General features: G+C 39.6%; 21 protein-coding genes and 2 pseudogenes. 12 read left to right on the top strand and 11 right to left on the bottom strand.

Annotated elements, in window-relative coordinates:
• Positions 1-258: 258 nt before the first annotated feature.
• Positions 259-960 carry a metal-dependent hydrolase gene (locus AAEU30_RS01780; RefSeq protein ID WP_421959025.1) on the top strand — a complete coding sequence of 234 codons (702 nt, stop codon included), beginning with the start codon at positions 259-261 and terminating at the stop codon, positions 958-960.
• A gap of 340 nt (positions 961-1300) precedes the next feature.
• Entirely contained in the window at positions 1301-1903 is a 603-nt protein-coding gene (locus AAEU30_RS01775; RefSeq protein WP_421959024.1) for a thiamine biosynthesis protein ThiC, read from the top strand.
• 372 nt (positions 1904-2275) lie between these two features.
• Here AAEU30_RS01775 and AAEU30_RS01770 read toward each other — a convergent pair whose 3' ends face one another.
• Positions 2276-2851 carry a hypothetical protein gene (locus tag AAEU30_RS01770; RefSeq protein WP_421959023.1) on the bottom strand — a complete coding sequence of 192 codons (576 nt, stop codon included), beginning with the start codon at positions 2849-2851 and terminating at the stop codon, positions 2276-2278.
• A 252-nt stretch (positions 2852-3103) separates the two neighbouring features.
• On the opposite strand from AAEU30_RS01770, the pseudogene AAEU30_RS01765 reads away from it, so the two are divergent.
• Positions 3104-3556 (top strand): annotated as a pseudogene (locus tag AAEU30_RS01765) (phage integrase N-terminal SAM-like domain-containing protein); the annotation flags it as partial.
• A 214-nt stretch (positions 3557-3770) separates the two neighbouring features.
• On the opposite strand, the gene AAEU30_RS01760 reads toward AAEU30_RS01765, so the two are convergent.
• The 3 genes from AAEU30_RS01760 to AAEU30_RS01750 all read right to left on the bottom strand — a co-directional run bounded on the left by AAEU30_RS01760 (position 3771) and on the right by AAEU30_RS01750 (position 7093).
• Complete coding sequence (locus AAEU30_RS01760; RefSeq protein ID WP_421959022.1) at positions 3771-4745, bottom strand: transposase; 975 nt, start codon at positions 4743-4745, stop codon at positions 3771-3773.
• A gap of 339 nt (positions 4746-5084) precedes the next feature.
• Complete coding sequence (locus AAEU30_RS01755) at positions 5085-5318, bottom strand: hypothetical protein (protein WP_421959021.1); 234 nt, start codon at positions 5316-5318, stop codon at positions 5085-5087.
• 68 nt (positions 5319-5386) lie between these two features.
• The gene (locus tag AAEU30_RS01750; RefSeq protein WP_421959020.1) at positions 5387-7093 is read right to left on the bottom strand and encodes a P-loop ATPase, Sll1717 family; all 1707 of its coding nucleotides are present in this window, start codon (positions 7091-7093) and stop codon (positions 5387-5389) included.
• A gap of 247 nt (positions 7094-7340) precedes the next feature.
• Between AAEU30_RS01750 and AAEU30_RS01745 the strand changes: the two are divergent.
• Positions 7341-8302, top strand: a pseudogene (locus tag AAEU30_RS01745) (integron integrase).
• 93 nt (positions 8303-8395) lie between these two features.
• Here AAEU30_RS01745 and AAEU30_RS01740 read toward each other — a convergent pair.
• From AAEU30_RS01740 to AAEU30_RS01725, 4 genes are all read right to left on the bottom strand, one after another.
• Positions 8396-9064, bottom strand: coding sequence for a GntR family transcriptional regulator (locus AAEU30_RS01740; protein ID WP_087533216.1), 669 nt, complete (start codon positions 9062-9064; stop codon positions 8396-8398).
• 237 nt (positions 9065-9301) lie between these two features.
• Positions 9302-10798 carry an aldehyde dehydrogenase (NADP(+)) gene (locus tag AAEU30_RS01735; RefSeq protein WP_421959019.1) on the bottom strand — a complete coding sequence of 499 codons (1497 nt, stop codon included), beginning with the start codon at positions 10796-10798 and terminating at the stop codon, positions 9302-9304.
• A gap of 13 nt (positions 10799-10811) precedes the next feature.
• The gene (locus tag AAEU30_RS01730; RefSeq protein WP_421959018.1) at positions 10812-11813 is read right to left on the bottom strand and encodes a 4-hydroxyproline epimerase; all 1002 of its coding nucleotides are present in this window, start codon (positions 11811-11813) and stop codon (positions 10812-10814) included.
• A 3-nt stretch (positions 11814-11816) separates the two neighbouring features.
• On the bottom strand, positions 11817-12035 hold the full coding sequence (locus tag AAEU30_RS01725; RefSeq protein WP_421959017.1) for a hypothetical protein: 219 nt from the start codon (positions 12033-12035) through the stop codon (positions 11817-11819).
• A gap of 261 nt (positions 12036-12296) precedes the next feature.
• On the opposite strand from AAEU30_RS01725, the gene AAEU30_RS01720 reads away from it, so the two are divergent.
• From AAEU30_RS01720 to AAEU30_RS01705, 4 genes are all read left to right on the top strand, one after another.
• Complete coding sequence (locus AAEU30_RS01720; RefSeq protein ID WP_421959016.1) at positions 12297-13586, top strand: NAD(P)/FAD-dependent oxidoreductase; 1290 nt, start codon at positions 12297-12299, stop codon at positions 13584-13586.
• A 22-nt stretch (positions 13587-13608) separates the two neighbouring features.
• A complete protein-coding gene (locus AAEU30_RS01715) occupies positions 13609-14829 on the top strand; it encodes a M24 family metallopeptidase (RefSeq protein ID WP_421959015.1) in 1221 nt (406 codons plus the stop codon).
• A gap of 150 nt (positions 14830-14979) precedes the next feature.
• Positions 14980-15627: a DsbA family oxidoreductase gene (locus AAEU30_RS01710; protein ID WP_421959014.1), complete on the top strand. Its 648-nt coding sequence runs from the start codon at positions 14980-14982 to the stop codon at positions 15625-15627.
• Positions 15628-15855: 228 nt separating this feature from the next.
• Entirely contained in the window at positions 15856-17268 is a 1413-nt protein-coding gene (locus AAEU30_RS01705; RefSeq protein ID WP_421959013.1) for a YfcC family protein, read from the top strand.
• Positions 17269-17360: 92 nt separating this feature from the next.
• Here the strand turns inward: AAEU30_RS01705 and ppiC are convergent, their stop codons facing one another.
• The 3 genes from ppiC to ygjK form a co-directional block, all read right to left on the bottom strand.
• Positions 17361-17639: a peptidylprolyl isomerase PpiC gene (ppiC, locus tag AAEU30_RS01700; RefSeq protein WP_087533209.1), complete on the bottom strand. Its 279-nt coding sequence runs from the start codon at positions 17637-17639 to the stop codon at positions 17361-17363.
• Positions 17640-17683: 44 nt separating this feature from the next.
• Positions 17684-18109: a thiol-disulfide oxidoreductase DCC family protein gene (locus tag AAEU30_RS01695; RefSeq protein ID WP_421959012.1), complete on the bottom strand. Its 426-nt coding sequence runs from the start codon at positions 18107-18109 to the stop codon at positions 17684-17686.
• Between the two features lie 66 nt (positions 18110-18175).
• Positions 18176-20545, bottom strand: coding sequence for an alpha-glucosidase (gene ygjK / locus AAEU30_RS01690; protein WP_421959011.1), 2370 nt, complete (start codon positions 20543-20545; stop codon positions 18176-18178).
• Between the two features lie 282 nt (positions 20546-20827).
• Between ygjK and AAEU30_RS01685 the strand changes: the two genes are divergently transcribed.
• The 4 genes from AAEU30_RS01685 (at position 20828) to AAEU30_RS01670 (ending at position 26927) form a co-directional block, all read left to right on the top strand.
• Positions 20828-23290: a hypothetical protein gene (locus tag AAEU30_RS01685; RefSeq protein ID WP_421959010.1), complete on the top strand. Its 2463-nt coding sequence runs from the start codon at positions 20828-20830 to the stop codon at positions 23288-23290.
• Positions 23291-23574: 284 nt separating this feature from the next.
• The gene (locus tag AAEU30_RS01680) at positions 23575-24387 is read left to right on the top strand and encodes a hypothetical protein (protein ID WP_421959009.1); all 813 of its coding nucleotides are present in this window, start codon (positions 23575-23577) and stop codon (positions 24385-24387) included.
• The gene (locus AAEU30_RS01675) at positions 24388-25428 is read left to right on the top strand and encodes an extracellular solute-binding protein (protein ID WP_421959008.1); all 1041 of its coding nucleotides are present in this window, start codon (positions 24388-24390) and stop codon (positions 25426-25428) included.
• Entirely contained in the window at positions 25428-26927 is a 1500-nt protein-coding gene (locus AAEU30_RS01670; RefSeq protein WP_421959007.1) for an ABC transporter permease, read from the top strand. The genes AAEU30_RS01675 and AAEU30_RS01670 overlap by 1 nt, the downstream gene beginning before the upstream one ends.

Raw genomic sequence — 26927 nt, 5'->3', positions numbered from 1 at the left:
TACCATTAAGTTTTTTACCTGCTTGAAGTGCCTTAACTGCATCTTCGAAGTTGAATTGATTTGTCATGTGTCATTCCTGTTTTTATCAGTTTACTGAAATGACACAGATTTTTGAACACTACCTATGATTGCTTTGCTAAGCGGACTAAAATTCTCCACTAAATCAAACAAGGCAGCCGCTTTAATTATTTAAAGTACATTGAACAATTAAGTTTTTGATTGCTAGAATGCCAACCTATTTTTCTATCAAGAGATACAATGGCAAATTTCAATACTCATCTAAATACTGCCGTCATCGTCACCGGTTTAGGTTCAGCCACTTTATTATCTGCAGGCCATGTTGATTTAAGCGGCGCACTTTGGTTATGGTTTTTAGGTTCTATTGGCGGCTTATTACCCGACATAGATTCAGATAACTCCACATCACTCGATACTATTTTTAACTTATTTGCACTCAGCGCTGTATTACTGGTGCTGCATTACATAACAACCGAGCTCATTATTACAATTAGCTTTGTTGAATTAATTGTAGTGCCGTTATTAGTGTACGGATTTATGAAATACATAATTAGACCCATTTTTGAACGGATCACAGTGCATAGAGGTAGTTGCCACTCTTTACTATTTTTAGTGCTATGCGCATTATTAACAACACAAGTAACATGGAAGCTTAATGACCAATCAACAGCTCAGGCAGCCACTTTTGCCTGGTTAGCGGGCGGTTTTATTTTATTTGGCGGGTTAATTCATTTATTACTGGATGAAGTTTACAGTGTCGATTTAAATAATGTCACCATTAAACGCTCTTTTGGCACTGCGTTAAAAATAGCCGACTTCGATAATAAATTAATTACGTTGGCATCAATAGTTGTCATTGTAGGCTTAATCTATATTGCGCCCCCTACCAAGCAAACAATCATTACGTTAAGTGACTGGTCTAATTTCAGGTTTTTATCTTAACGAAGTAAGTAATAAGCCATTTCACTACAAACTCAAAATTAACACCCGTTTAGTAATTTAAAGTCAATTCACTAAACGGTTATAAAACGCCGTGTTTTATAGGCACACATGGCTTAACCAAAGCGGCTTTGAAAAGTTAAGGGTAATTAAAAACTTCAGCTTGAGCGTGTTTGTTATTAATTAATTCTTTTATAGGTTTAAGTGAAATAATTAACTCGCTTTACCTGTCTTATACCTACAGCAATAAACGCTATTTAAATACAGAAACTAAGCAGTTTGATACATTTAAATCCGCAACAACTGTTGAAAGCGTCAAATATAAAATCAAAAGAGGTCTATAATGGAATTTACACATAAACGCACCACCCTAATTACAGCATCGTTATTGTTGCTATTAGCAATATCACAGGGTATTTATTCAGTCCTTTACAGTGCTGAAATTAGCTTTTCAAGGCAGGTTGCTTGGGGGCTAGAAGCACTGGTATTTACTTTATTGGTTGCCTTTGCAGGCACAGCTATGGTGCAAGCAAAAAACGCTCAATTAGGATGGTCGGCAATCGCGTTCAGTGCAGTCCTAAACATAGTCCAGGTAAGCGTTGGCCTTACATTGTTTTCAACATTTGGTAAAGTTGCAGGCACAGTAGAAGGCGCACAACCTTTAATTGGTGGCGTGGTGTCTCTATCATTCATGATTTACTACGCAGCTAAATTATTGTTAGGATTAGCAGCACTTGTATTTGGCCTGTCTTTTATCGCTAAAGGCGGCAAAGCAATTGGCGGCCTTACAGCCCTAGCAGGCGCAGCTGCAATGTTAGCCAATGGTATTTTAATTACCTTTGGCCGTGATGGATTTCTACCATCAGGCGTTGCTGGTGCATCAGGCATGATTGCGACATTACTTTTAGCAATTTGCTTATTTAGTATTAACCGTAAAGCAGACTAAGGTTTAATGCCTTATTAGTAATGTAATTACTTTAATAAGTTATAAACATCGGCGTGTATTAGAGATGCTAATTCGCCGATGTTTTACGTTTAAAGTCATAGAATTTAATGTGCCAGCAATCTTCATTTTCTTAAAGAGGATATGAGGCACTGCGCGTTTAGAGGTTTCATAGCATGTGGTATCACCAGTAAAGGCCCTTGTAGAAGCTCAAAAACAAAAGGAATTAACATTGCGCTAGGCAATGACTACTTAGCGTCACAAGGTTTAGTGTCATTGAGAGATATTTGGATCAATATTCATTACGGGAGATGAACCGCCCATTGCACTTCCTGTTAATAAAAAGCGCATGATGGGTGGTGTGGGGGCTGGAGGTTAGAGACCTCCGGCTACCCGATTAGTAGTATCTTCAACATCAACGGAAAAAGAACCTTCAGACTCTGTTTTTACACTCACAGAGTAACTCGCTGATGTACTAATTTTTTCAGGTTCTTCATCTTCATGATCTAACCCCCAGTCCTTGTATTTTTTTAAGCAATACATGAGAACTAAAATACTAAGAGCATAGATACCTAAAACCCAGCTACCACCAAAATTTGCTGAAAGAGTATAAAATGCGGCAGAGGTAACACCAAGCATTAATGGTTCTATCGCTTCATCAGGTCCATTTGTAAAAAGCATATACCCAAGTTCTATACCTGCCGATATTGCTAATGTATTTGCTATATAACTAAATGTATCTACGCCTAATATATGAGTCACAACTGCTGTTTCTGGAAAATAATCCAACAAATGAGTTGTTTCCAAAATTTCACATAAGCCTTTAAAGCCAAGAACACATATAAGAAGAAGACCTATTATGAATTGTAAATATACTTTTATGACATGAATATATTTAGGAAGATTACTTTTATAAGGATCACTAAACTCTTTCCCTGCTTTATTTCGCATACAGTTAAATTGAACTCCATAATACTGCTAACAATTTTGTCTATGACATTTGTCGTTTTATAAACCGACAAATGCCCATATATTACAATGCATTTATCTTAGCCCTCAAATAAACACCTGTAAACAATTAGTAAACGTTGTCTAACTTTTTACAAGTGTAAAAATACCCCAAAACGGTAGAGAACAGTAATATTGGACAAAACACAAACAACTGTCTATATACACAGTAATTTATTTTTGGAGATTCATCCTATGAAGTCACCTTTTTTAACTATGATTTCGGAACAAATGTATTTAAAGCGCTATGCTAAAAGTACCATTAAAGCTTACTTATACTGGATAGCTGCATTTATTCGCTTTAATTCTATGCGACACCCAACAACAATGGGAGATAATGAAGTAGAGCTTTTTTTAAATCATCTAGTTAACCAACAAAATGTTGCACCTAATACGCAAACGCAAGCTTTAAATGCGTTAAGCTTTTTATTTAAGGAGGTCATTAAAAAGCCACTATCGCTATCCTTAGATTTTATCAAGAGCAAACGAGCAACTAAACTCCCCGTCGTTTTAACACAGCAAGAAATAAACCTTTTTTTTAAAGTGTGCTCTGCAAAACATTATTTACCTTGTGGGCTTCTCTATGGCAGTGGAATGCGGCTAATGGAAGTACTGCGTTTGCGTGTGCAGGATATTGATTTTGACTATTAAATTAACTACATTCACCTAACTACATTGACACCCACTTTAAATTATTCAAATAGCACTACAAAATTAAAATTTAAATGCTGAATGTACGCACATATCACTTTGTGAAACTAGCTTATGTTTCAAAATAAGTAAATTTAGTTGTAAAACTTAAATAACAGACATGAAAATACCTGCGTTATGCAGTGAAAGTACTTCTTATGGGGATTTCGCTCTATCCGAATAACTTTTCACAGTTACTCATGTTTGTTCGCCGTTTGCGGTTGAGGTTTTCACGGTAACTTTCGTGTGATGATGCCCTGCCAACAGCACCATGAAACACACGTGTAAATTGAGTGGTTAGTTTTAACCAGTTTTCTGGGGATATGTTTAACCTTTCTATTAGCGGAAGACACGAATTATCAATATTTCCGTGTTTATCCTCTCGTATTATTCGTCCCGTTAATTCAACAAGCTCAAGGTACGATTTAAGCTCAAACGGCAAGCCTTTTGGCATTATTTGACGCGATATACCTGCAAAGCGAAGTAACTGTTTAGGTTGCTTACCTTCTGTCGCGCTTGTTAAACGTTTTTGAACACTGGTATGCTCAGACTCTTCTGGGGTATTAGCCATTTTCGCTCTAATGGGGTTTAAGTCTACATAGGCCATACAAGCTGCTAGCGCTGCTTCATCTAGGAGTGCTTGTGATTTAAAACGTCCTTCCCAAAATCGGCCTGTGCAGTTATCTTCTTTATTCGCTCTTCGCGCTATATCTTCATTTAGCAACCGCATAAACCAGCTAATGTTTGATAAGCGTTCGCGATACTGTTTGACCGTTTGATTAAAAAAGATGAGTTCTGATTTACTTAGTTTTTCACCTTGTACGTATTTCTGCGTTAGCAAGGTGCCTTTACACAGTTTATGCCAGCGCATAACAATTGCTTTGTCATTCAACCTGTTTGCTTTTTTATCATCAACATAGAGTACTAAATGGCTGTGGTTACTCATTACGGCATAAGCACACACATCAATACAAAATACCTTGGCTAACTCTAATAACTTATCTTCAACCCAGCCTCTGCGGTGTTCGTAGGATTGGCCAGTAAAATGATCTTCACCACATAAAAAAGCACGCCGAACGCAACGTGAAATACAGTGATAGTACTTTGTATCTGCCAAACTTACTTGACGTTTTCTTGCAGTAGCCATATTTCACCCTGTTTATTTTTCATACTAATTAAACATTAGTGAAAAATTGGCGAAATACAAACTTTATAATGAGTGTCTTGTTTATTCTGTTTATTCTCTCCCCAGCAACCCCAAAAGGATATGGGAAAAACCTGGCTGCGATGAGATCGCAATAAGAGATTACTGCGTAACGCACCCTATATGTGTTTGCCGTAAGCAACTTGCTTAACAGCCGCATCGACAGACGAAGTAAACGAATTTGTTTATTGGTTTAGAATTGACCGTCAATTTTTAAAAACGGTCAAAAAGAACACTATTGCCTATTGACAGAGTTAAGGCTCATATGTGTTATGTTGCAGGCTACAACAAACTAAAGATTAATTTCATTAATAGACCAGTAATTGACACGAAAACAAAAATTTTACCTAGCCTAATGTAATACTCTCTAGCTTTTTTTAAACCAACATCCTTATCCTTGGCTCTCCAATAATATATTTTGGCTAAACCATAATCATTTTTTAACAGCTTCTCTGTTGGAGCAAACCATATATACAATCCAGCAATTCCAAAACCTAAAAGAACAAGATAATCCATGAGAGTCATACCAACGCCGCCATAAGCGGCAAGTTAATAGTTGGCTAAAATGTGAAGTGGAACTTAACTTAGCCAACTGTTAATTGTCCGTTCTTAATGGCCTTGTTAGGCATTGGGGATACTTTGTATAAAATTGGTAATTCATAACCCCTCTTTTTTACGTCTGGATGAGCTTCAGAGATTTTTAAAAAGCCAATCACCTGTAAAAAGGAAATAAAATCAACAGCATCCTTTTCGCTGATATCAGGAATATTTCCTCTTAACCATTTATAATCAAACTTAGTTTTGTTGCCTTTTTTAGCTAAGAAAACCTCAAAGTTTTTAGTCCATTTGCTTTCAAGTGTACCTACATTTTTTACGTAGGTGTTTTTCGCTGAAACATATGCTTCGTAAACGCAATTTTTCTTAAACAAATCCCACTCCCAGTCTTTATTAACAAGAACAAGCTCCGAGACTTGATCTGGATTTTCTTCATAATAAGACGCAACTTTATTTACTACTTCCTTAAGAAAAATAAGCATATACCTAGGTGTGCAAACATTATTACCATCTAAAAAATGGCCACTTAGAAAGTCAAAAGTAGATATTTCAATATGATCTTGCTTTTCAACACAATAATGTAGTGAGTCCCTAGGAAAGAGCTTGGTAATTATAGCCTTGTCACATTTTTCATAAAGGCTTGTATTTCTCTCTACTTTTTCTTTTTTACTGAACCATGCCTTAACAAATTTTGGAACTTTAGGGTTCAGCAGAAGCTTTTCCCTTTTGCTTAAATCAAATTCAGTCAGATCTGTTGCTTGTAATAATTGTTCAGGGTGGGCTATTTTCGAATTTTTTAGAGCGGTCAATATTCTCGTTGCTAGAAACCTCAATGTCTCATCCTTACTCCATTTTAGAAACACTACGTTATCGGTAACCTTATCGTAACCTAATGATGAAAAGTCTAAACGTTCAAACAGGTCAGCTCTTAGAAATACTTTTAAGTTGATATGTTCATCTGATGCAAGATCATCATCCACATCTAATAAAGCACTTATAAATTCCCGCTGAGTTCGATATTCGACACCAGCAACAAACTTATCAATTTTATCAATGATCACTGTGACTTTGCGGAAACCGCGCTCCTTGATTGCTTTAGAAATAGCTCTTTGAACTTCTTCTAAGTTTATTTTTTTCTGTTCTGCATTATTTTTATCTCCTAACCCTGCCTCAAAAGAGATTGGGTTATCAGCAATATTTGCTTCTAATTTTATTGTTGCATTCGAGACCAATGCTTTTACTTTGGTAATTATATCTGTATAACTATCAGCACTGTTTGAATCAGTTAGGAATTTGTTAATGTCTTTTTCATAGTCGTTTGCTGGAAAGCCATCCATCTGAGATATTGATATCGCGATCTTGGAAAGTGCGTTAAATTTCCATAGAAGCTGATAAAGAGTCTTTTCCTCTTTCCCTTGATAATACTCTTTTACGAACGAATTCAGTTCATTAAATGACAGCGCTTCTTCAAGACTAACTATTAAGTCTTCTTTATAAGCTTCTATATCTTGAGAATGTGACTTTAGCAATCTGAAAAGAGTACTTTTCCCAGTTCCTATCGCCCCTACAACAATCGAATGTTGATTTAAGAAAAACTGCCTAACAGACGAGGTTACGATAAAAGCTTCTAATGCAACATTATCTCGATGCCCATCAGCACTACCAAAATTTAGGGCTCTCAAATAATTTACTGGGAATGGATCAGGAAGTGATATCTTTGACTTTTTACTACTCATTCAATTTACTCCATTTGAATGCCTAACAATTTTGTCTATGACATTTGTCGTTTTATAAACCGACAAATGTCCATATATTACAATGCATTTATCTTAGCCCTCAAATAAACACCTGTAAACAATTAGTGAACTTTGTCTAACTTTTTACAAGTGCAAAAATACCCCAAAATGGTAGAGATCAGTAATATTGGACAAAATACAAACAACTGTCTATGTATACAGTAATATATTTTTGGAGATTCATCCTATGAAGTCACCTTTTTTAACTATGATTTCGGAACAAATGTATTTAAAGCGCTATGCTAAAAGTACCATTAAAGCTTACTTATACTGGATAGCTGCATTTATTCGCTTTAATTCTATGCGACACCCAACAACAATGGGAGATAATGAAGTAGAGCTTTTTTTAATCATCTAGTTAACCAACAAAATGTTGCACCTAATACGCAAACGCAAGCTTTAAATGCGTTAAGCTTTTTATTTAAGGAGGTAATTAAAAAGCCACTATCGCTATCCTTAGATTTTATCAAGAGCAAACGAGCAACTAAACTCCCCGTCGTTTTAACACAGCAAGAAGTAAACCTTTTTTTTAAAGTGTGCTCTGCAAAACATTATTTACCTTGTGGGCTTCTCTATGGCAGTGGAATGCGGCTAATGGAAGTACTGCGTTTGCGTGTGCAGGATATTGATTTTGACTATAACTGCATCCGTATTTGGGATGGAAAAGGAGGAAAAAACCGTGTTGTAACGCTTGCAACTGAGCTCATACCGCAAATACGGACACAAATTCAATTAGTAGAGAGTTATTTACAGTTAGACCTAAATAACCCGCTATTTTGTGGCGTGTTTATGCCACATTTATTACGTAAAAAATATCCAAATCATAACAAACAACTGGGCTGGCAGTATTTATTTTCATCCTATAAACTCAGCATTGATCCCCAAAGTAAGCAATTGAGAAGACATCATATAGATGAAAAACAATTACAGCGCGCGGTTAAAAAAGCAGCTTGTGATGCACAAATTAATAAACACGTTACTCCGCATACCTTACGCCATTCTTTTGCAACACATTTACTACAAAGTGGTGCTGATATTAGAACGGTTCAAGCGCAACTAGGCCATAGTGATGTGCGAACAACTCAGATATATACGCATGTTTTACAACAAGGTGCAAATGGCGTGATTAGTCCATTCTCTAGATTATAAAACAGGTAAAAAGAACAGCCGTATATTTTTGTCAAATAAATTTAACGTGTTAAAGCACATTATATGAATGTGCTAGCAATAGTTTACGAAAAACTACCTTTTTTCGTCTTCTATTTTAAGTAATAGCTTTTTAATGTCGTTTTTAGCGCCTAAGATATGTTTTTTCAAAAAGTCACAGGCTTTTTTGGTCTCTTTTGCGCGACAGTGATTTAATAATATACGGTGCTCTTCGGGCGCGGTGGTTAAACCACCAGCTAGTAAAATGTGCATGCGTACATAGCGTTCTGAGTTTTTACTATACATATCAACTAGCTCACGAGTTTGTGGGCGTTGGGCGCGGCTGTATAGTTTGCCATGAAAACGGCTATTTAAGTCGCCTGTTGCTAGGTGAGTATCACCTGCATCCATGGCGCTTTCAAGTTCAGTTAAGATAAGCTCAGCATCAATTAAGTCTTGATCTGTTAACCCCTCAATTGAGTGGCTTAACAGCTCGGCTTCAAGTAATGCTCTTAAATCAAAAATTTCATCAATTTGTGATGCTGAAAGCTCTGTTGCCGTGGCTCCTTTGTGCGCTTCAAAATTAACAAGACCTTCAGCTTCAAGCTGAAGCAGTGCCTCACGCACAGGTATGCGACTTACATTAAGCTCAGCAGCGAGTGCGGCTTGACGCAGCGGATCACCAGCTTTGATCTCACCGGTTAATATTTTTTCACGAATTGCTTCTGCGACTAGTTGGGTGCGGGTTTTGTGTTCGATAGCCATGATGATCCTCTTATACCAATCGTGTAAAGTTACTGACCATTTATAGCGACAGGTTAAACGCAGTTAGCGCTTTATTTAGCTCGCTAGAATGGTTAAATATTTAAGGCGATTGGCATTATATTGCATTTAAAATACATTATACTCAAGTTCACTCATATGCCAAGTTAGAATCTGCTTAAGCCCCCTATAAATAAGGGTAAGCGGGAAAGTGCAATTTTACAATCCCGCCTATAAAACTTATGCTTGGTAGCAAATTGGCCTCATAAATCGCAACATTGCATTTGTGCCCACAGAAGTGCTGCGCACGTCCGTTGAGCTTGGGAATGGCCCACCGTGGTTCATTGAACCACATACTTCTACACCTGTTGGCATCTGATTTTTAATCAAGCGGCCTACTTTGTATTGCAGTGCTTCAATAACACTATCAGCTTTATTTAAATCAGCCTCAGTACCATGAACACTGGCAGTAAGCTGCCCTTGGAGTTTATTTATCAATGTCATGAGCTGTTGTTCACTGTCGTAGCGCACAACCAATGCCGCAGGGCCAAACACTTCTTCATGCAAAGCTGGGGTTGTTAAATAATCATCGGCATTACACGCGAAGACATGCGCATTAGCATGAAACGCATGCTCAAGCTTACCTTTGCCCAACACGCTTACTTGAGCAAATTGGCTGCGCTCTTCGACTTGTTGTTTAAACGTTTTAACAATCCCAGGGGTAAGCAAGGTGTCTGATGGTGCATCATTAATACATGCAGTAATGTGTGCTTCAAGTTCATCACACCCCGTTGGCACTAACCAAAGCCCAGGACTGGTACAAAACTGCCCGTTGCCCATCAACATTGACTGGCAAAGTGACTGTGCGATTTCTTTGCTGTTTTCAATCGCTTTATTGGGCAAAATAACTTGTGGGTTAATACTGCCTAATTCGCCATAAAATGGAATGGGCTCTTCACGCTTGGCAATCGTTGCTTGTAGTTTACTTGCCACATTAAATGAGCCGGTAAAACCAACCGCTTTAATTGCCGGCGCAGCAACTAATTGATGCGACATGTCGTACGCTTTACTTTGCACCATAGCAAACACGCCTAGCGGCATCGCACATTCTTTAATAGCTGCAAGCGCTGCACGTGCCATTAGTTCACCCGTGCCAGGGTGCGCTGTGTGATTTTTTACAATCACTGGGCAACCTGCAGCAAGCGCTGCGGCAGTATCGCCACCTAGTGTAGAAAAAGCATAAGGGAAGTTAGATGCGCCAAATACAGCCACCGGACCTAGTGGTAAATAGTTAAGCTCAGTGTGTGGCTTTGGCAAAGGCGCTCTTGTGGCATCGGCTTCATCCACTACTTTTAAACCCAAAGGTGAGTCTGGATTTTCACGTAATGCACTAGCAAACGCTTTAAGTTGATTTACGGTGCGCATGCGCTCACCCTGTAAGCGCGCAAGCGGTAGGTTAGTTTCTTGCTGTGTTTGTTCAAGTAGCTCATCGCCAAGCGCTAATATTTGCTCTGCAATGCACGTTAAAAAATCTGCACGTTGTGCAAAGCTGGTTTTACGGTACTCATAAAACGCCGATTGTGCGGCCTCTATTGCACCGTTTAATTCAACCGTACTTAGATTAAAAAAGCGCGTTGGTAGTGGTTCATTGCGTGCAGGGGAAAATGCTTGAAATTCACCATTTGCTGAATGACCGAGCCATTGCCCTGCTACTAAACTTTGTCCTGATAATGTCATGCTTTGCTCCTCATTAAATTACTTGAAACCCAAATGCATATGGGTCATCGTCATCCACAGTGATCGCGCTTGTGCCCGTCACTCTAGACCAGCCTTGTATGCTTGGTAATATGGCTGGTATGCCTGCTATTTCTGTTACTTGTTCAATACAACCAATAAACTGGCTGCCAATATAGCTCTCGTGAATAAAACTCTGCCCTTGAGCCAATTGCCCTTTGGTAAATAACTGTGCCATTCGGGCACTAGTACCTGTTCCACATGGCGAACGGTCAATGGCTTTGTCGCCATAAAAAACAGCATTGGCTGCATCTGAATTGGTATTTTTAGGTGTGCCTGTCCATAAAACATGACTAGCACCTTGAACGGTTGGATCAAGCGGGTGCGTACATTGAACTTTGGCGTTTATCGCATCTCGTACCTGCGGGCTATACTTTAAAACTTGCCCTGCTGTTAAGTGTTCAATGCCTTTATAATTACCCTGCGGTTCAACAATAATGTAAAAGTTACCTCCATAGGCAATGTCTACTTTAAGCTCGCCCAGCTCAGGTATATCAATAACTATCGATTCGTGCGCTAAATAGGCTGGAACATTATAAATTTTTACCCACTGCACTTTGCCATCAGTCATTTCGTAGTTAATCTGTACACGTCCGGCTGGCGTGTCTAGCAGCAAAGTACCCGGCACTTTTGCATGTAATAAGCCATGTTCCAAAGCAAAAGTAACAATGCCCATTGTGCCGTGTCCACACATAGGTAAGCACCCAGATGTTTCCACAAATAATATAGCTGCATCGCCATCTTCTGTGGTGGGTGGATATAAAAACCCGCCCGACATCATATCGTGACCACGAGGCTCAAACATGAGCGCTTGGCGTATCCAATCGTGATTTTGCAAAAAGTCTTGGCGCTTCTCACTCATGCTCAACCCGCTCAATTGCGGATGACCACTGGTTATGAGCCTAACTGGGTTACCACAGGTATGGCCGTCAATACAAAAAAAGGTCCCTTTGAGCATAACTTAGTCCCATTTAAATTTTGTTAAACCAAAACGGCTTGCCGTCGCTTCATTATAAAGCGAGGTGACAGCTATTGTGTCCTCTGCCGAAGCCCGTTCAATAATGCTGTGAACGCCTTCATTATTAACTTCATCATTCACTGTTGATGCAAAATTCATGGCGTTATTTGCATTGAACAGAGTCGTTATCACTGGGGAGACTCCTTGCCAATTTACTGTCATTTTTATTACCTGATTGATGTTTAGACTTGATATAATAGGTATATTGTATACAATAATCAATATCCCAGTGTAACATTTTACTAATTCATAGGTTGCATGGATTTAACACAAAAAAAGAAAGTTAAGCTAAGGCACTGTAAGTTAATAACTAATAATCAAATTAAACGCTGTTACAGCCTCGGTTATTAACCATACACAAAACAACAAAGCCCGTTTATTACAGGCTAATAACGCAAATAGTATTAAGTGGAGTAACACATTTTGGCAGAGCAAAATAAACAACAAATAGCTGTGGTTGGTGCTGGAATTATTGGCATTTGTTGTGCACTTAACCTACAACGAGCTGGCTTTGACGTCACTTTATATGACGAAAATGGATTAGCTCAAGGCTGTTCAAAAGGTAATGCGGGGCATTTTGCTACCGAACAAATTTTTCCACTTGCACACCCGTCATTATTGAAAAAGTTACCGGGTATGCTATTTAACCCATTGGGTCCGTTAAGGATAGATTGGCGTTATATTATTCAAGCGTTGCCATGGTTTTGGTTATTCACTAAGAACATGAGACATAAACCATTCAGAGCCAATACGTTAGCGCTCAAAGCACTTAACAAAAGGGCGATTACTGCATACGAAAACTTACTGAACGAGTTTAACTTAGCAAGCTTACTCACTAAAAAAGGCAGCTTACTAACATTTGAAGCAACGCCACTTAGCCAAATTAATGCGATGTATAGTAGCTTTTTAGATCAAGGTATCGCTGTTGAATTACTCAACGCTGAAGAGGTAAAAATATTAGAGCCCAATTTATCTGACACAATAAAACATGCTTTATTGTTTAAAGATGTAGCCCACAGCGTAGATCCACATCTGTTTTGTTTAAATTTGGCGGATAAATTTAGTGCTTTAGGCGGCAAGTTTTGTCAGCAAAAAATAACGTCTATTAAGCAAACCCAGAGCACGTATGCCCTTAGTAATGATGAACAAACATTCACTGCAGATAAGGTTGTTATTGCGGCAGGAGCATGGAGTAAATCTCTCGTTGAGCCTTTTGGTTATAAAGTTCCACTTGATACTGAACGTGGCTATCATTGTATGTTGGCGAGCAACTATGGCTTATCAAGGCCCGTGGCATCTGCAGAGCGTAGCTTTATCATGACTCCGATGAGCCAAGGCTTACGTGTTGCGGGCACTGTTGAGTTCGCAGGGACAGAACGTAAGATGAATAATAAGCGTGCACTTGCATTGTTACCTAATGCTAAAGCGATGCTTAAGAACTCAGCCATATCATTACAGCCAAGCAGCGTTTGGATGGGTTGTCGACCATCGCTACCAGATTCATTGCCAGTCATAGGTGAAGCGCCCTACCACCCCAATTTATTTTTTGCCTTTGGCCATCAGCACCTAGGATTAACACAAGGCGCTATTACCTCAGAACTGATCACTGCTGTATGTTTAAGGCGCCGTGCAGAGATTGATCTTAAACCTTATTGTATTAGTCGATTTTCAACTCAAGCTGCTTGCAGTTCACAGTTACCACTAGCACAATAGCCCCACTAACGAGGAGAGCACTATGACAACCAAAGGTATTGGTATTCAAACCAAAGAACAAGCACTTGCCAGTTTAACTAATATGACTGACGATTTAACCCCAATTCAACCACAAGAGCACCTAGAACGAATTAAAAAAGCTCAGCAATACATGCAAGCCAATGGTATTGATGCCATATATTTAAATGCAGGCACAAACCTTACCTATTTCACGGGAATGCGTTGGTATGCCAGTGAGCGTATGGTGGGAGCCATTTTACCAGCAAAGGGAAATATTCAGTATATCGCTCCTTACTTTGAAATTGGTTCATTAAACGGCTTTAAAGTGATTGATGGGCCGATTCGTGGTTGGCAAGAGCATGAAAGTCCATACACATTATTTGTTAATATATTATCTGAAATGGGTATTGCTGCGAATGGCACAGTTGGCATTGACGAAAGCGCACAGTTCTTTATTTTTGATGGTATTAACAAAGCCCAAAATGGCTTAAAGTTAGTGAATGCACAGCCTGTTACTGCACATTGTCGTATGCATAAATCTGCCAATGAACTTGCATTAATGCAACGTGCTATGGATATGACGCTGGCGGTACATAAAGCAACTGCCAGTATGCTACATGAAGGCATTAGTACCACTGAAGTAGAAGCGTTTATAAAGCAAGCACACCAAAAAGTAGGCGCACCAGGCAATTACTTTTGCATTGTATTATTTGGTGTTGCAACTTCTTTCCCCCATGGTGTAAAAGACGCGCAAATATTAAAAAAAGGCGATATGGTATTAATTGACACTGGCTGTAAAGTGCATGATTACTTATCAGATATTACCCGCACCTACGTATATGGTGAAGCAAGCGATCGTCAGCGCCAATTTTGGAATTATGAAAAAGCGGCACAAATCGCTGCATTTAATGAAGCAAAAATAGGTCAAGCATGTGAAGCCGTAGATGCCGGCGCCCGTAATTATTTAACAGCACAAGGCCTGGGTCCTGAATACCAAACACCTGGCTGCCCACATCGTACCGGCCACGGCATTGGTTTAGACATCCATGAGTGGCCTTATTTAGTGGGTGGCGATAAAACTCCTCTAGCCACTGGAATGTGTTTTAGTAACGAACCAATGCTAGTGGTACCTGATGAATTTGGCGTACGATTAGAAGATCATTTTTATATGACTGATCATGGTCCTAAGTGGTTTACCGAACCCGCACACAGTATTGAAAATCCATTCGGCTTAGTGGATTAAATCTAATTAGCTGAAACTAATTAATGGATCCCATCTAAAGTTGCACGGGCTGCCCGTACTGTGCAACTTTTACTCTAACTGTACTCGCCCCTTGAATTAGCCTCTCTTAGCCATCATATATGCCTTACATTTGTAAAAATAGGCTCACTTATGAAAAAGCTAAAGATTGATATTGTTTCAGACGTAATGTGTCCATGGTGCATTATTGGATATAAAAATCTGGAAACTGCACTTGCCCAACTAAGTGACGAATTCTCAGCTGATATCAGCTGGAAACCATTTGAATTAAACCCTGATATGCCTGTTGAAGGCCAAGATTTAAACGAACATTTGCAACAAAAATATGGCCTGAGCGAAGAGCAAGGTGACGAGAACCGTCAACGTATTTTAGAAATGGGCGAAAAAGCAGGTTTTACCTTTAATTTTGACGGTAAACGCATCATGATCAACAGTTTTGATCTACACCGTTTATTAACTTGGGCTCAAACTGAAGGTAAACAAACCGAGCTTAAACTCGCTTTATTTAAAGCACACTTTACCGATTTAATATTTCTAAACGACCAAGACAATCTACTTGATGTCGTACAAGGCGTGGGGCTTGATAGGGCTCGTGCAAAAGAAATCTTAGATTCAGGCGAGTATTTCCAAGAGGTACGCAACGAGCAAAATGCCTTACATCAAATGGGCATAACCTCAGTGCCAACCTTTATTATTAATGATCAATATGCCCTAACGGGTGGTCAACCAAGCGATGCATTTGTACAAGCATTTAAGCAAATTGCAGAGCAAGAAAATTAATAGCTTAACAAGCTAGCCACGTAAATAAAATTTACGTGGCTTTTGGTTATTACTTTACCACTCGAGCCCCTTTTTTTGTACATTTACCAACCAATATAGATGTAGCCCACCAGCCAGTTACATTCGTTTACATCCCCCTGTTCCTTTTTTATTTTTGCACTAAAAACTCATGATATTCTTCATAAAAAGCAGGCTTACCTGCAACTCACACACAATATTGGAGAATCTATGAAAAGCGTATTCAAGGTCCCGCATACTTTGATTTTACTGCTAGGTATGATGATAATAGCGCTGGTTGCTACTTGGTTAGTACCGCAAGGCTTTTTTGATACCACTTTAACTGAAAATGGCCGCGAAATGGTAATGGCAGGCACTTATCAAACGGTAGCTGAACGTCATTATTTAACCCCGTGGGACCTACTAACTGCGATCCCGCGAGCCTTTGCTGCTGCACAAGATGTGATCTTTTTTGTATTGATCGTTGGTGGCGTGCTCGCCATTGCTCGCGCAACAGGAACCGTCGATGCACTGATTGGCCGTTTGCTTGAACGCCATGGCGAAAAGCCCCAACGCTTAATATTTATGGTGGTATTTTGTTTTGCGTTAGCTTCAAGCAGCATTGGTACTGCTGGCGAATACATTCCATTTGTGCTGATTCTAGTAGCTCTATGTAAAGCAATGCGCCTAGATGCGATGACAGCTGTAGGTATGATTGTCGCAGGTTATGGTATTGGTTATGGCGTGTCTGCTTTTAATCCTTTTACAGTTCTAATTGCGCAACAAATAGCTGAAGTGCCTGTTTACTCAGGCTTATGGCTCAGGCTCGCGATATTTATACCCTTCGTACTCATTGGTTTTCATCATGTATGGCAATACACCAAGCGTGTTGCGGCAGATCCAAATAAATCAATGATGCTAGACGTACCTTGCCCGCTAAGTAACAAAGAGGCCCCACATTACCCTGAATTAGCACTGCGTCATAAACTCATTCTAAGTAGCTTTATTATTACTTTAGGTATTGCTGTATGGGGCATTGCAACCAAAGGCTGGTACTTATACGAATTAGGCGGAGTATTTATCGCGTGGGGTGCAGTGGTTGCGGTACTGGGTCGCTTAACTGCAGACGAAACAGCCAACCGCTTTATTGAAGGTGTTTCAGATCTCGTCACGACCGCTATCTTAATCGGTGTCGCACGCGGTATTGCGCTCATACTTGAAGATGGACAAATATTGCATAGTTTAGTACATGGTATGTCACTGCCATTATCTTATGTGAGCGCTGAAATATCAGCAATAGGTATGTTAGTGATACAAACATTACTTAATACATTTATTCCATCAGGTTCAGGACAAGCATATGTCACAATGCCATTAATGGCACCATTGGGCGATCTCGTTGGTGTACCACGCCAAGTTGCTGTATTGGCTTACCAATTTGGTGATGGCTTTTCAAATATGATCATTCCAACCAATGCTGTATTAATGGGTATTTTAGGAATGGCGGGTGTACCTTATGGCCACTGGTTCCGCTTTTGCTTACCGCTACTGATAAAGTTAATGATAGCAGCATCCATTGTATTAGTGCTTGCAGTCATGTTTGGCTATGGTTTGGATGTACAACCGAGTGTCGCTGGAAGTTAAGTACTCACACTATCATAAACTTAAAAACCACCTAAGCTAGGTGGTTTTTATTTTTAAATCAAAACGGCACGTTTTTCACGCTAGCTTTACTCCTACGTTCTATAAAGTACCTTTACAACATGCCAGCCAAATTTAGTTTTAACTAAATGTGGCTCGAGTATTTCACCATTAAATGCAATTTTATCAAACTGAGGTACCATTTGGCCGCGTTTAAACTCTCCTAAATCCCCCCCTTTTTTACCTGATGGGCAAGTAGAATGCTTTTTAGCGAGCACTTGAAATTTAGCGCCTTTTTTTAACTGTTTGATGATGTCTTCAGCAAGCTCTTTGTGCTTAACTAAAATATGTAACGCATGTGCGGTGCTGGCCATAATGGATCTCGACTAAATTAAACTAAGTCAATTTTATCATTTATTTATAAATAATGCTGTTCATATCTACTTTCAGGAATACGGCAGTAATCATACTTACCAAATAGGCGATAACGGTTTATCGCAATCCGGTCATACATCCAATCGCGTAGGCGTTTGGGTATTAAACGTATGATTTTAATTGCTCGCCAAGGCCAACCAAGTTGGCTAATAACCTCAAGCACAGCATCACTTTGTGAAAAATATTTATCTTGTTCAATGTAAAGCATGCTCTTCACATTATCTGTGGGGTAATTAAAGTAGTTAAGTATTGCTTGGCCTTTATCTGATTGCACAGAGCACAATTTAAAGTGCAAATTTTTATCATGTTTAATAATAAAGTTACTCCATGCATTACATAACTTACATTGCCCATCAAACAGAATAATATTTTTATGTTTAATCAATTGTGGAACATTAACTTGTGGCATAAATCGTCATTTATCAAACTCAACACTAAATAAAGTGCCGTAAATTAACAAAATAAGCAACGTACTCTATTGGCACCAATGTCCTTGTTTTTGAGCAATCAATAATAAATGTGCTGCACTCCATGAAAAATTAGGCGCGCCTTGTTGCTCACCAGTAAGCGGATTATAGTTTTCACGAATTGGTGCAGATGACAATAAGCCATCAGCATTAGCTAATAGCTTCTCACTTAACTGTTGCGCTTTCTCGCAATACCCATAATTACTCATACCGACTAAGCCAAAATAAGCTTGATCTAACCATACTCGTCCCCGCCAATATATATCAGCACCAAATGCGGGGTTCGTAAGTGCAGCGCTACCCAACGGAACTTTTGTGTTGAATTGATGCTCATCTAGCATTACATCTACAACTTGCTTCGCTTGTTCAATACTGGCCACTTTATTAAATAAAGGTGCCCACCCTTCAGGGCCTTTACCACGCTTAACTAAAGGTTTACCTGCACAGCCATTATCCAGTGGTGTACCAGCTATATTAATGTCGTAGTAGTAGCCACTTTCTTCATCAAACATACATGTGTTTATATAATCTCTTAGCGTTGTCGCTTGCTTTAAAAAGTAACTTGCTTGGCGAGGGTAGTTAAGCTGCTTTGCAATTTTACTCAAATACCGATTATCTGCAGCCATATAAGAAGCCTGGTCGACTGACTCTTGTAACAACGAATACCCGACTAAAGCGCCCGAAACATCTTTATTTTCAGCAAAGCCAACATGCCAATCGCTTGCCTTGCCACCGTTTTGAATGTATTGCTCGAGTTGTGCTGCGTTAATAAACCCAAATACTGCGGCATCATCTCTGCCAGACTCCCAAGATGCAGCCGTTTGTGCAGGTACTTGAAGTTTACTGGCTTGCAGATTTTTCAGTATTGTCTGATATTGCTCTAAACCACTTTTAGTTTGCCAACCTGCTGCTGTTTTAACTTTAAAAAGTAATTCACCTTGGGCCGTGTTATGCGCTTTATCAACGGTCGCTCCATACTCTGGTACCCCGTTATTGTTGTGATCGCGATGAGTTAACCACCAATGACGATAAGCCACTAATTTAGGGTAAATCATTTCTAACCACTGACTGTCGTTGGTATGCTCAAACACCTGCCATACAGCCCAAGCAGCAAGACTAGGCTTTGTATTACGCTCATTCCAATTAGTGCCGTCTCCGCCTCTTTCAGGACTCTTATTATAAGCAACTAAGTCAGGAATAAACCCTGCGTCCCAGGGCCTTAGCAGGTCATCTGCTGTGATTTGGTGTTCAAACACTGCATTTAAATTTTGTTTTGCAAGTCCTGGGTTAAATGTTGCTAGCGCATACGCGTGTTTATAACTATCCCACGGCCAAGTTTGATTACCTGAAAACCACCGACCTGTAACAGCAGGACTGACCGTGTCAAACCCAACCGCACCAGCTTTACTCCGCCAGTTTCCAATAAGTGTTTCGATGCTTTTAACCGCTAATTTTTTGTATTTTGGAGCTTTATCCGTGATTGTTTGCGTTGCATGAGCAATATAGTTTTGCCATCGCTTTTTACTTTGATTTAAATAGTGTTCAGGGTCTTTTAAAATAGCTCTAATCACAGCTTGTTCACGGTTCACTTCCGCCTCATTTAACATATAAGAATATGTAGTATAAAAGGTTCTATTGGTTGTGATATAAGCTTGGCTAGCATAACCAGTTGTATGCAAACGTGACTCTACAGGCAAAGTTTTATGTAACTGGAGCTGTGAACTACCCGATGTTAGCAGGCTACCAAACGCGCGTACTTTTCCAAAGCGTAGCGTTAAACTTGTGTCTGTTGCTTGCCATTGAGGGTTTAATTGAGGGTAAACAACCAAAGGTGAACGTGCATCCTGTGCTTTAGCATCAATGGCACGTAAATGGGGAACCAGCTTGCCTTCAAAATAGAGCGTTAAAGGCTGTGTTGTTGTGATCTTGGTCTTCACAAGTGAGCTGCGGTTAGACACAAAGCGAAGTGTTAAAGTAATAGTAACACCCTCACCGCTAAGCTCTTGCACTAATGCCCCAGGTAAACTATATGCATTCATCGTTAATTTTACCTTGTTAGCACGATGAATATTATCGCCTTTATAAACACTAAGTTTTTCAAAATAGGGGGCTATAAAATTTAAGTATTCTTCTGTAATAATGGCAGGCCCTGTAAAGCTACCTATATTTTCTGCAGATGGCAGCATATGCCCATGCCAAGCACCTAAATCAAACAACGGGCTAAAACGTTGATGGCCACCTTGCTCGAAGTCCTGCATGTAATAGGGACTTGCGACTCTATCAACTAGGTTTTTAAAGCTGAGTTTGTCATTTGCTTCCGCTTCTCCATACGTCATACATACAATAACTAATAAAACAAATACATACCGAAATGCCACTGTGTGCTTCCTTTTGTTTCTCGCCAAGGATAAAACCTAGCAATTTAGCCTACGCGAGTGTCGCAATAAGTAATCAAAAAAATGACTACAGTGTCGCCTTAACTAAATAATAACGCCACTTAGAAAAAAAGCTAAGTCAAAACCAAGCAAACCCTACTTAATTGCAATTATTGATCAATAACAGAGTTAATAATGCCAGCGGTAAATTATCGCTCATAGTTTACTTTTTAAGTTAAACACCTTACCCTATATTGCATACAATATACAAACAAGACAACCATAATGATTAAAAACATCTTTCTTGTACTACTCGTATTATTTTTAGTTGCATGCCAGCCTCAGGCTAAAACAACTATTACAAACAGTAAAAAAGCATTACCGACAGACACATTAAAAGCGGATATCAGTGTTCAGGGTTACACCAGCACGCTAAACAACATAGACATTAAGTTTTTAGGTAAAACAGTGCCCTACACATATAGTGAGGGAAAAATAGGTAACAGCCGTGGTTATAATTGGTGGATAAGCAAACACTTTGCGCTAAAAAGTGATCTACCTAAAGAAAAGGTAAGACTGTATTTAGAATTACTAGAAATGGCTTACCCGCATTATGTTGCATTGTTTGGTATGGAGCCACCAAATATTGAACGCCAGCGCATTGCTGTCGTCTATGGTAGTAGCCGCGCAAGAGTACGTGAAGCCATGCTTGATGATGGTTTTTTACGTGGGGTGCATAAAACTGCAGGTGGCGAAACCATGTTTTATAACCGAGCTGGATACAACTTCCCTAGCCACCGAAAGCATCATCAGCGGTATATAGTGATCCACGAAACTATGCACGCATTTCATATGGCACTAAACGGCCATTCAACATGGGCACCCAATTGGATCACAGAAGGGCTAGCAGATTCAGTTGCTCATCATGTTTACGACCCATCGCGAAAACAATTAACAGTGATGGTGTTTGATCGCGCACCAATGAACTATATTGAAACTGGGTTAAAGCAATATTACAGCGCAAACAAACCCACTATTGAACAGATAAACGATGATCCAGCACTTAAACGCGGCCTTAACTTTTTTATTGTTCACTACCTTTTAAGTTCACCTGAACGCGCGCAGTTTTTTGCTTATTTTGTACAGCAACTTAGACTAGCCAACCCTCATAGTGAAGCCACCCTCTCAACCGCAAATTCGTTACTTAAACAAACCTTTAAAGATTGGCAAGCAATAGAAAAAGGCTTTGCCGAATTTGTACAAAATATTCAACCAAGCTTCCATATAGTATCTGGCCCATGGGAACAAGATGGTGCGGCGTATTGGCTACGTAATACTGACTCAAATAGCTTATCTCGCTTAGATATTAATCCAACAAAAACACCAACGCATCCAGTGATGGACTTCCCTGCACCAACACCGAGTGAACTAATAAATACCTTAGATGAAAACCAAGTCGCGGTATTAATAAACTTAATACCTTCACAGATACACCGAAGTGAAGTAGGTATTGCTTTACAAGCAAAGCGCAGCAATCATAACCAACAATACCGAGCACGCTTTATTGGTAAAGAAAAAATAAACGATGACCAATTACTTAAGTTTCTAATAGTCGATGGCGAACGCTTGCACATTAGTGCACAAAACATCGATGATTATACATCATTACAGGTTGGTTTAACCCCTGAGATTAGAGCGGCCTTAATTGCAAACAGCTCTCTCGGTATCAAGCTATCTTTAGAAGCCACGCAACTAAAAATAACTTTAACTGCGCAAAAAAATAGCTTAATCGAGCAACAAGTAACGCTGTCAACAGCTAGCAGTTTAATGGCAGCATTGAGCCCACGAAAAATAAGCTTACTAAGCAAAAATAATAACCACTTAATCACCCCTTATTTATATAACTCTAAATTATCTGACAATAAGTCATCAACAAACGCAGGCGTAACTAACCCATGGTTATTTAAAAACTATAATTTACTAAGCCGCCTATTCAAAACATGCCAACAACATGTATTGCAGCTTGCAGGTTGTGAGTCTGAATTAAGTAGCTTGATGACTAAAGTGCCCAAACCAAATCAACATACAACTATCAATACCGAGTTGAACTTAATTTTTAACGATTACATTAAGCGCTTAGGCGATAGTGGCTTTAAAACCCTTTCAGGTATTGACTCAAATAGTTACTTTAATAAAAAAACCGCGTTTTTAAGAGTGTTTAACCCTACTGATTTTGAACTAAAAATCACTGCGAACGTACAGTTTTTTGATCACACAGGACAAGTCATATCAACCAAAAAAATAAGCAACGTATTAAATAATGGTACGCACAACATTAATTTAACCCATGTACCTGGTGCTAAAAGCTTCCAAATTGAACAGCAATTACAATGGCAGTCATTGAGTTATCAGTCGACTTTGCATGAATCTAGCACACCTTTTAATGGAGTCGATATGCAATACGAATACAGTAAAAACAGCAAAGAAAACGCAGTCCTTGATATAACGCTTACTGGTCCGTATTCAGGAAAAACACAAGGTAAACTTACACTGTCGGCAACTTCTGATTCACAGCCTTTAGCAATTAAAACACTGCAAAAAACAGTAAAAATAGCGCCATATAAGAGCAAAACTTATCACTTTGAAGTACCTATGAGCACAGAGCTGACACGCTTAGCCATGACTGCACAATTAGATGTGGATGGTGAAGCAATAAGAATAGTCAAATACGTCGATTTAACACAGTAAAAAAAATAAGCGCTTCAAGTTGTTTACAAGCAACTTGAAGCGTGCATAAACTTCGCTGCTGTACCAAATTAAATGTATAACTTTGTAACTTTCGTACAAAATACCACCAACCTTGTAACAATCTGAATGATAAATAGCTGACTGTGTTCTACCTACCTTTTTTAAGCTATTTAAAAACATAGAAAAAATAGGATTTTAAGTGTAAATTTAGGTATATTGATTTTGACCATTATTACGGATATGATAATGGCTATCATTTACAATTACCATTTCGGATCCTCAGTATGAATTCATTATTTAAATCAGCAACAACGTTAGGTGTAAGCCTTCTTTTAGTGTCAACTTTTGTTGCACAACCTGTATTTGCTAATGGCCCAATTGGCGAACACGTAAACCATCTACAAGCGAATATTAAAGATTACTCTGAAGAAGTTGAATGGATGATCGGTAAAGTCGACACCATGGTGAGCGATTATGAAAGCAAAGGTGCAAAGGCCGTTAACAGCGATGATTTAATTGAATACTGGGAATCAGTTAAGTTCCATAGCGCAATTGAAACAAACTACGTACCTGTTTATGCATCTATCTGGCAAGGTATTTATGGTGTAAAAATGGCCATTGATAACAATAAACCAGCTAGCGAAGCCCGTAAACAGCAAGCTGCGATGGATTCTGCATTGTGGCAAGGCCTTGGTGCTGTTAAACTTGCGGCACAATTTCAGAAAAAAGGGTTGTTAGACAATATTACAACAACCGCCACTGAAGGCATGACTCAAAGTGCCACTATTGATGAAATTAAACATAAACTTGATCGCGTTGTAGCTAAATATGCAGAACGTTTAAGCGATGAAGCAACGAGCATTGTTCACGATACATACCTGCACTTATTTGAAGGTGTTGAAGGAACATTAATCGCAAAAGACGCGAAATTAGTTGAAGTACTAGAAAAAGATTTTAACGTGACATTGCCAAAAGCAATTTCAGATAACAAAAGCGTAGACCAAGTACGCGATGTTATCGTTGACATGCAAACAAAATTAGACCGCGCTAAAGTATTGCTTGAAGAAGCGGAAAAAGCACGTAAGGATGTATTTTAAGTGAAGCGTAGGACCTTTATACAAGGCCTAGCTGCGTTAGGGGCGATTGGTTCTTTACCATTGCCTCTTTCTCACGCACTAGCTGCCAGCATAGCAAACCCTGTATCCGTTGATGATTTACCAAAGCTAAAAGGTCAATTGACCTTGTATTTAGGCCGTGGTGAAGGCGGTTTATATGAGAATGTGCTGCAAGCAATTGAAAATAAAAATCCTGACTTCAAATTAAACATTCGCCGTGGCCCTACTGCCGCTTTGGCAAATACCATTGTTGCCGAAGCAAAAGCTGGGGTTCGCAGAGCTGATTTATTTTGGGCTGTTGATTCGGGTGCAATTGGTTTAGTGTCGGATGCAGGTTTAGCGCAACCACTACCGAGTGATTTGTCAGCGCAATTGCAACCGCAATTTCGTTATAAAGATTGGGCACCGGTAACGGGGCGTATTCGCACGCTGCCTTACAATACTACCCGTTTAACTAAAGAGCAAATTCCTACCAGTATAATGGACATTGCTGATAGTAACTTAAGTATTGGTTGGGCACCTGCCTATGCATCGTTTCAGTCTTTTGTTACAGCAATGCGCATACTCGAAGGCGACGATAAAACAGCTAAATGGCTGAAAAAAGTCAAAAAACGTTCTAAAACCTACGCTGGTGAATTAGGTGTTGTAATGGCTGTTGAACGCGGTGAAGTAGACATAGGGTTCGCTAATCATTACTACACATTACGTTTAAAATCAGGTAAACCTGATGCTAAGCTTGATCTAGCTTTTACAGAGCAAGATGCAGGTTGCTTAGTCAATGCCTCTGGTATTTTGGCTTTAAACGAAGACCCACTGGCAACTAACTTTATGCGTTACCTATTAAGTAGTGAAGTACAAGGTTACTTAGCCCGTGAAGCTTATGAGATACCGTTAGTAAATGGGGTTGAACAACCTAAAGGGCTTCCTTCTTTAGCCAGTGTTTCTCCTCCTAAAATTGACCTTACTCAGTTAGCTGATTTACGGCCAACCATAGATTTGATGCGTAATAGCGGCGTATTGTAATGCGACTACCGGCTTCTTACCCAATGGCGCTGCTTGCAGCGCTCATTACACTGACCCCAATTTTTATTTTAATTACGCTGGCAACTGACGCCAGCTCTTTTTTTGATAGCCATAACTTAAAAATTTTAGGTAATACCCTTTCTTTGATGGTGTTGACCGTGATTGGCTCTATTTTAATTGGCGTGCCATTAGCGTTTATTAGCGCCTACGTACATCTACCTTTTAAAAAGTTTTGGCTGGTCTTTTTTGCCGCCCCTTTAGCTATTCCAAGCTATATCGGCGCATTCACACTATATGCTGCTTTTGGCTCTGGCGGCGAAATACATAACCTTTTGGGGCTTGACCTTCCTGCGATGGATGGCCTAAGTGGCGCAGCCATTGTTATGACACTATATACTTTCCCATTTGTCATGATGACAACTCGCTCTTCTTTGCTTAGCCTTGATGCCAGTATGGTTAATGCGGCGCGTACCTTAGGTATGTCGATGACCCAAAGCGTATTTAAAGTCATTTTACCCCGCGTGGTAAATGGTATTGCTGCAGGTTCTTTACTTGTAGCACTTTATACTTTGTCTGACTTTGGTACTCCTGCAATGATGCGCCTTGATACATTTACGCGGGTTATTTACGTTGAATATAATGCCTTTGCATTGAGCCGAGCGGCTATGCTGTCACTGCAACTATTAGTAATCGTTGGCTTTTTACTGTTAATAGAATCACAAATCAAAACAGCCAGCGAGCGCCATGGAAGAGCATTAACCTTATTCCCTAATAAATGGCAGCTTGGCGCTATGTTTGCTACTTTTGCACCTGTGTTGCTGTTGGCTATTGGTTTACCTTTAGCAATATTTTCTCTGTGGCTCGCCCGTGATGGGTATAGTTCATTTGATTTTAGCATTGCGTGGAACTCAGCTTATGCCTCAGCCATCGCTGCTGTAGTGGCTGTGATTGTTGCCATTCCCGTTGCTCATGCGGCGCTTAGTGGTAAAGCGGGCCGTGTAATGGAGCGTGTGACTTATTTTGGCTTTGGTATTCCAGGTATCGTGATGGGTACCGCGTTGGTATATGGCGGCCTTCAACTGCCATTTTTATACCAAACATTAGGACTTTTAATTATCGCTTATATGTTGCGTTTTTTACCATTAGCAGTCGGCTCCGTACGCACCAGCACCGAACACCTCGACCCAAGTTTAGTTAAATCTGCCCGAGTGCTGGGGGCAAGTCCTCGTGAAGCGTTTACACGCATCACGTTACCGCTGACCATGCGTGGTATAATTGCCGGTGCTGCCTTGGTATTTTTAGAATCAATGCGCGAATTAGAAGCCACCCTACTGCTTGGACCAACTGGATTTGAAACCCTATCAACTTATTTGTGGCGTGTTTACGAAGCGGGCTATTTTGGTCGAGCTGCAATACCCGGCCTATTATTAGTGGTGATTTCTGCATGCGGGTTAGCTATTATGATGTCTGGCGAAAAACGTAACCAACTCGAACACTGA

The sequence above is a fragment of the Pseudoalteromonas mucoides genome (genome assembly GCF_049257175.1).
Classification (GTDB): domain Bacteria; phylum Pseudomonadota; class Gammaproteobacteria; order Enterobacterales; family Alteromonadaceae; genus Pseudoalteromonas.
Note: the sequence above shows the minus strand (reverse complement) of the source record. Positions and strands in the feature narration are given on the sequence as shown.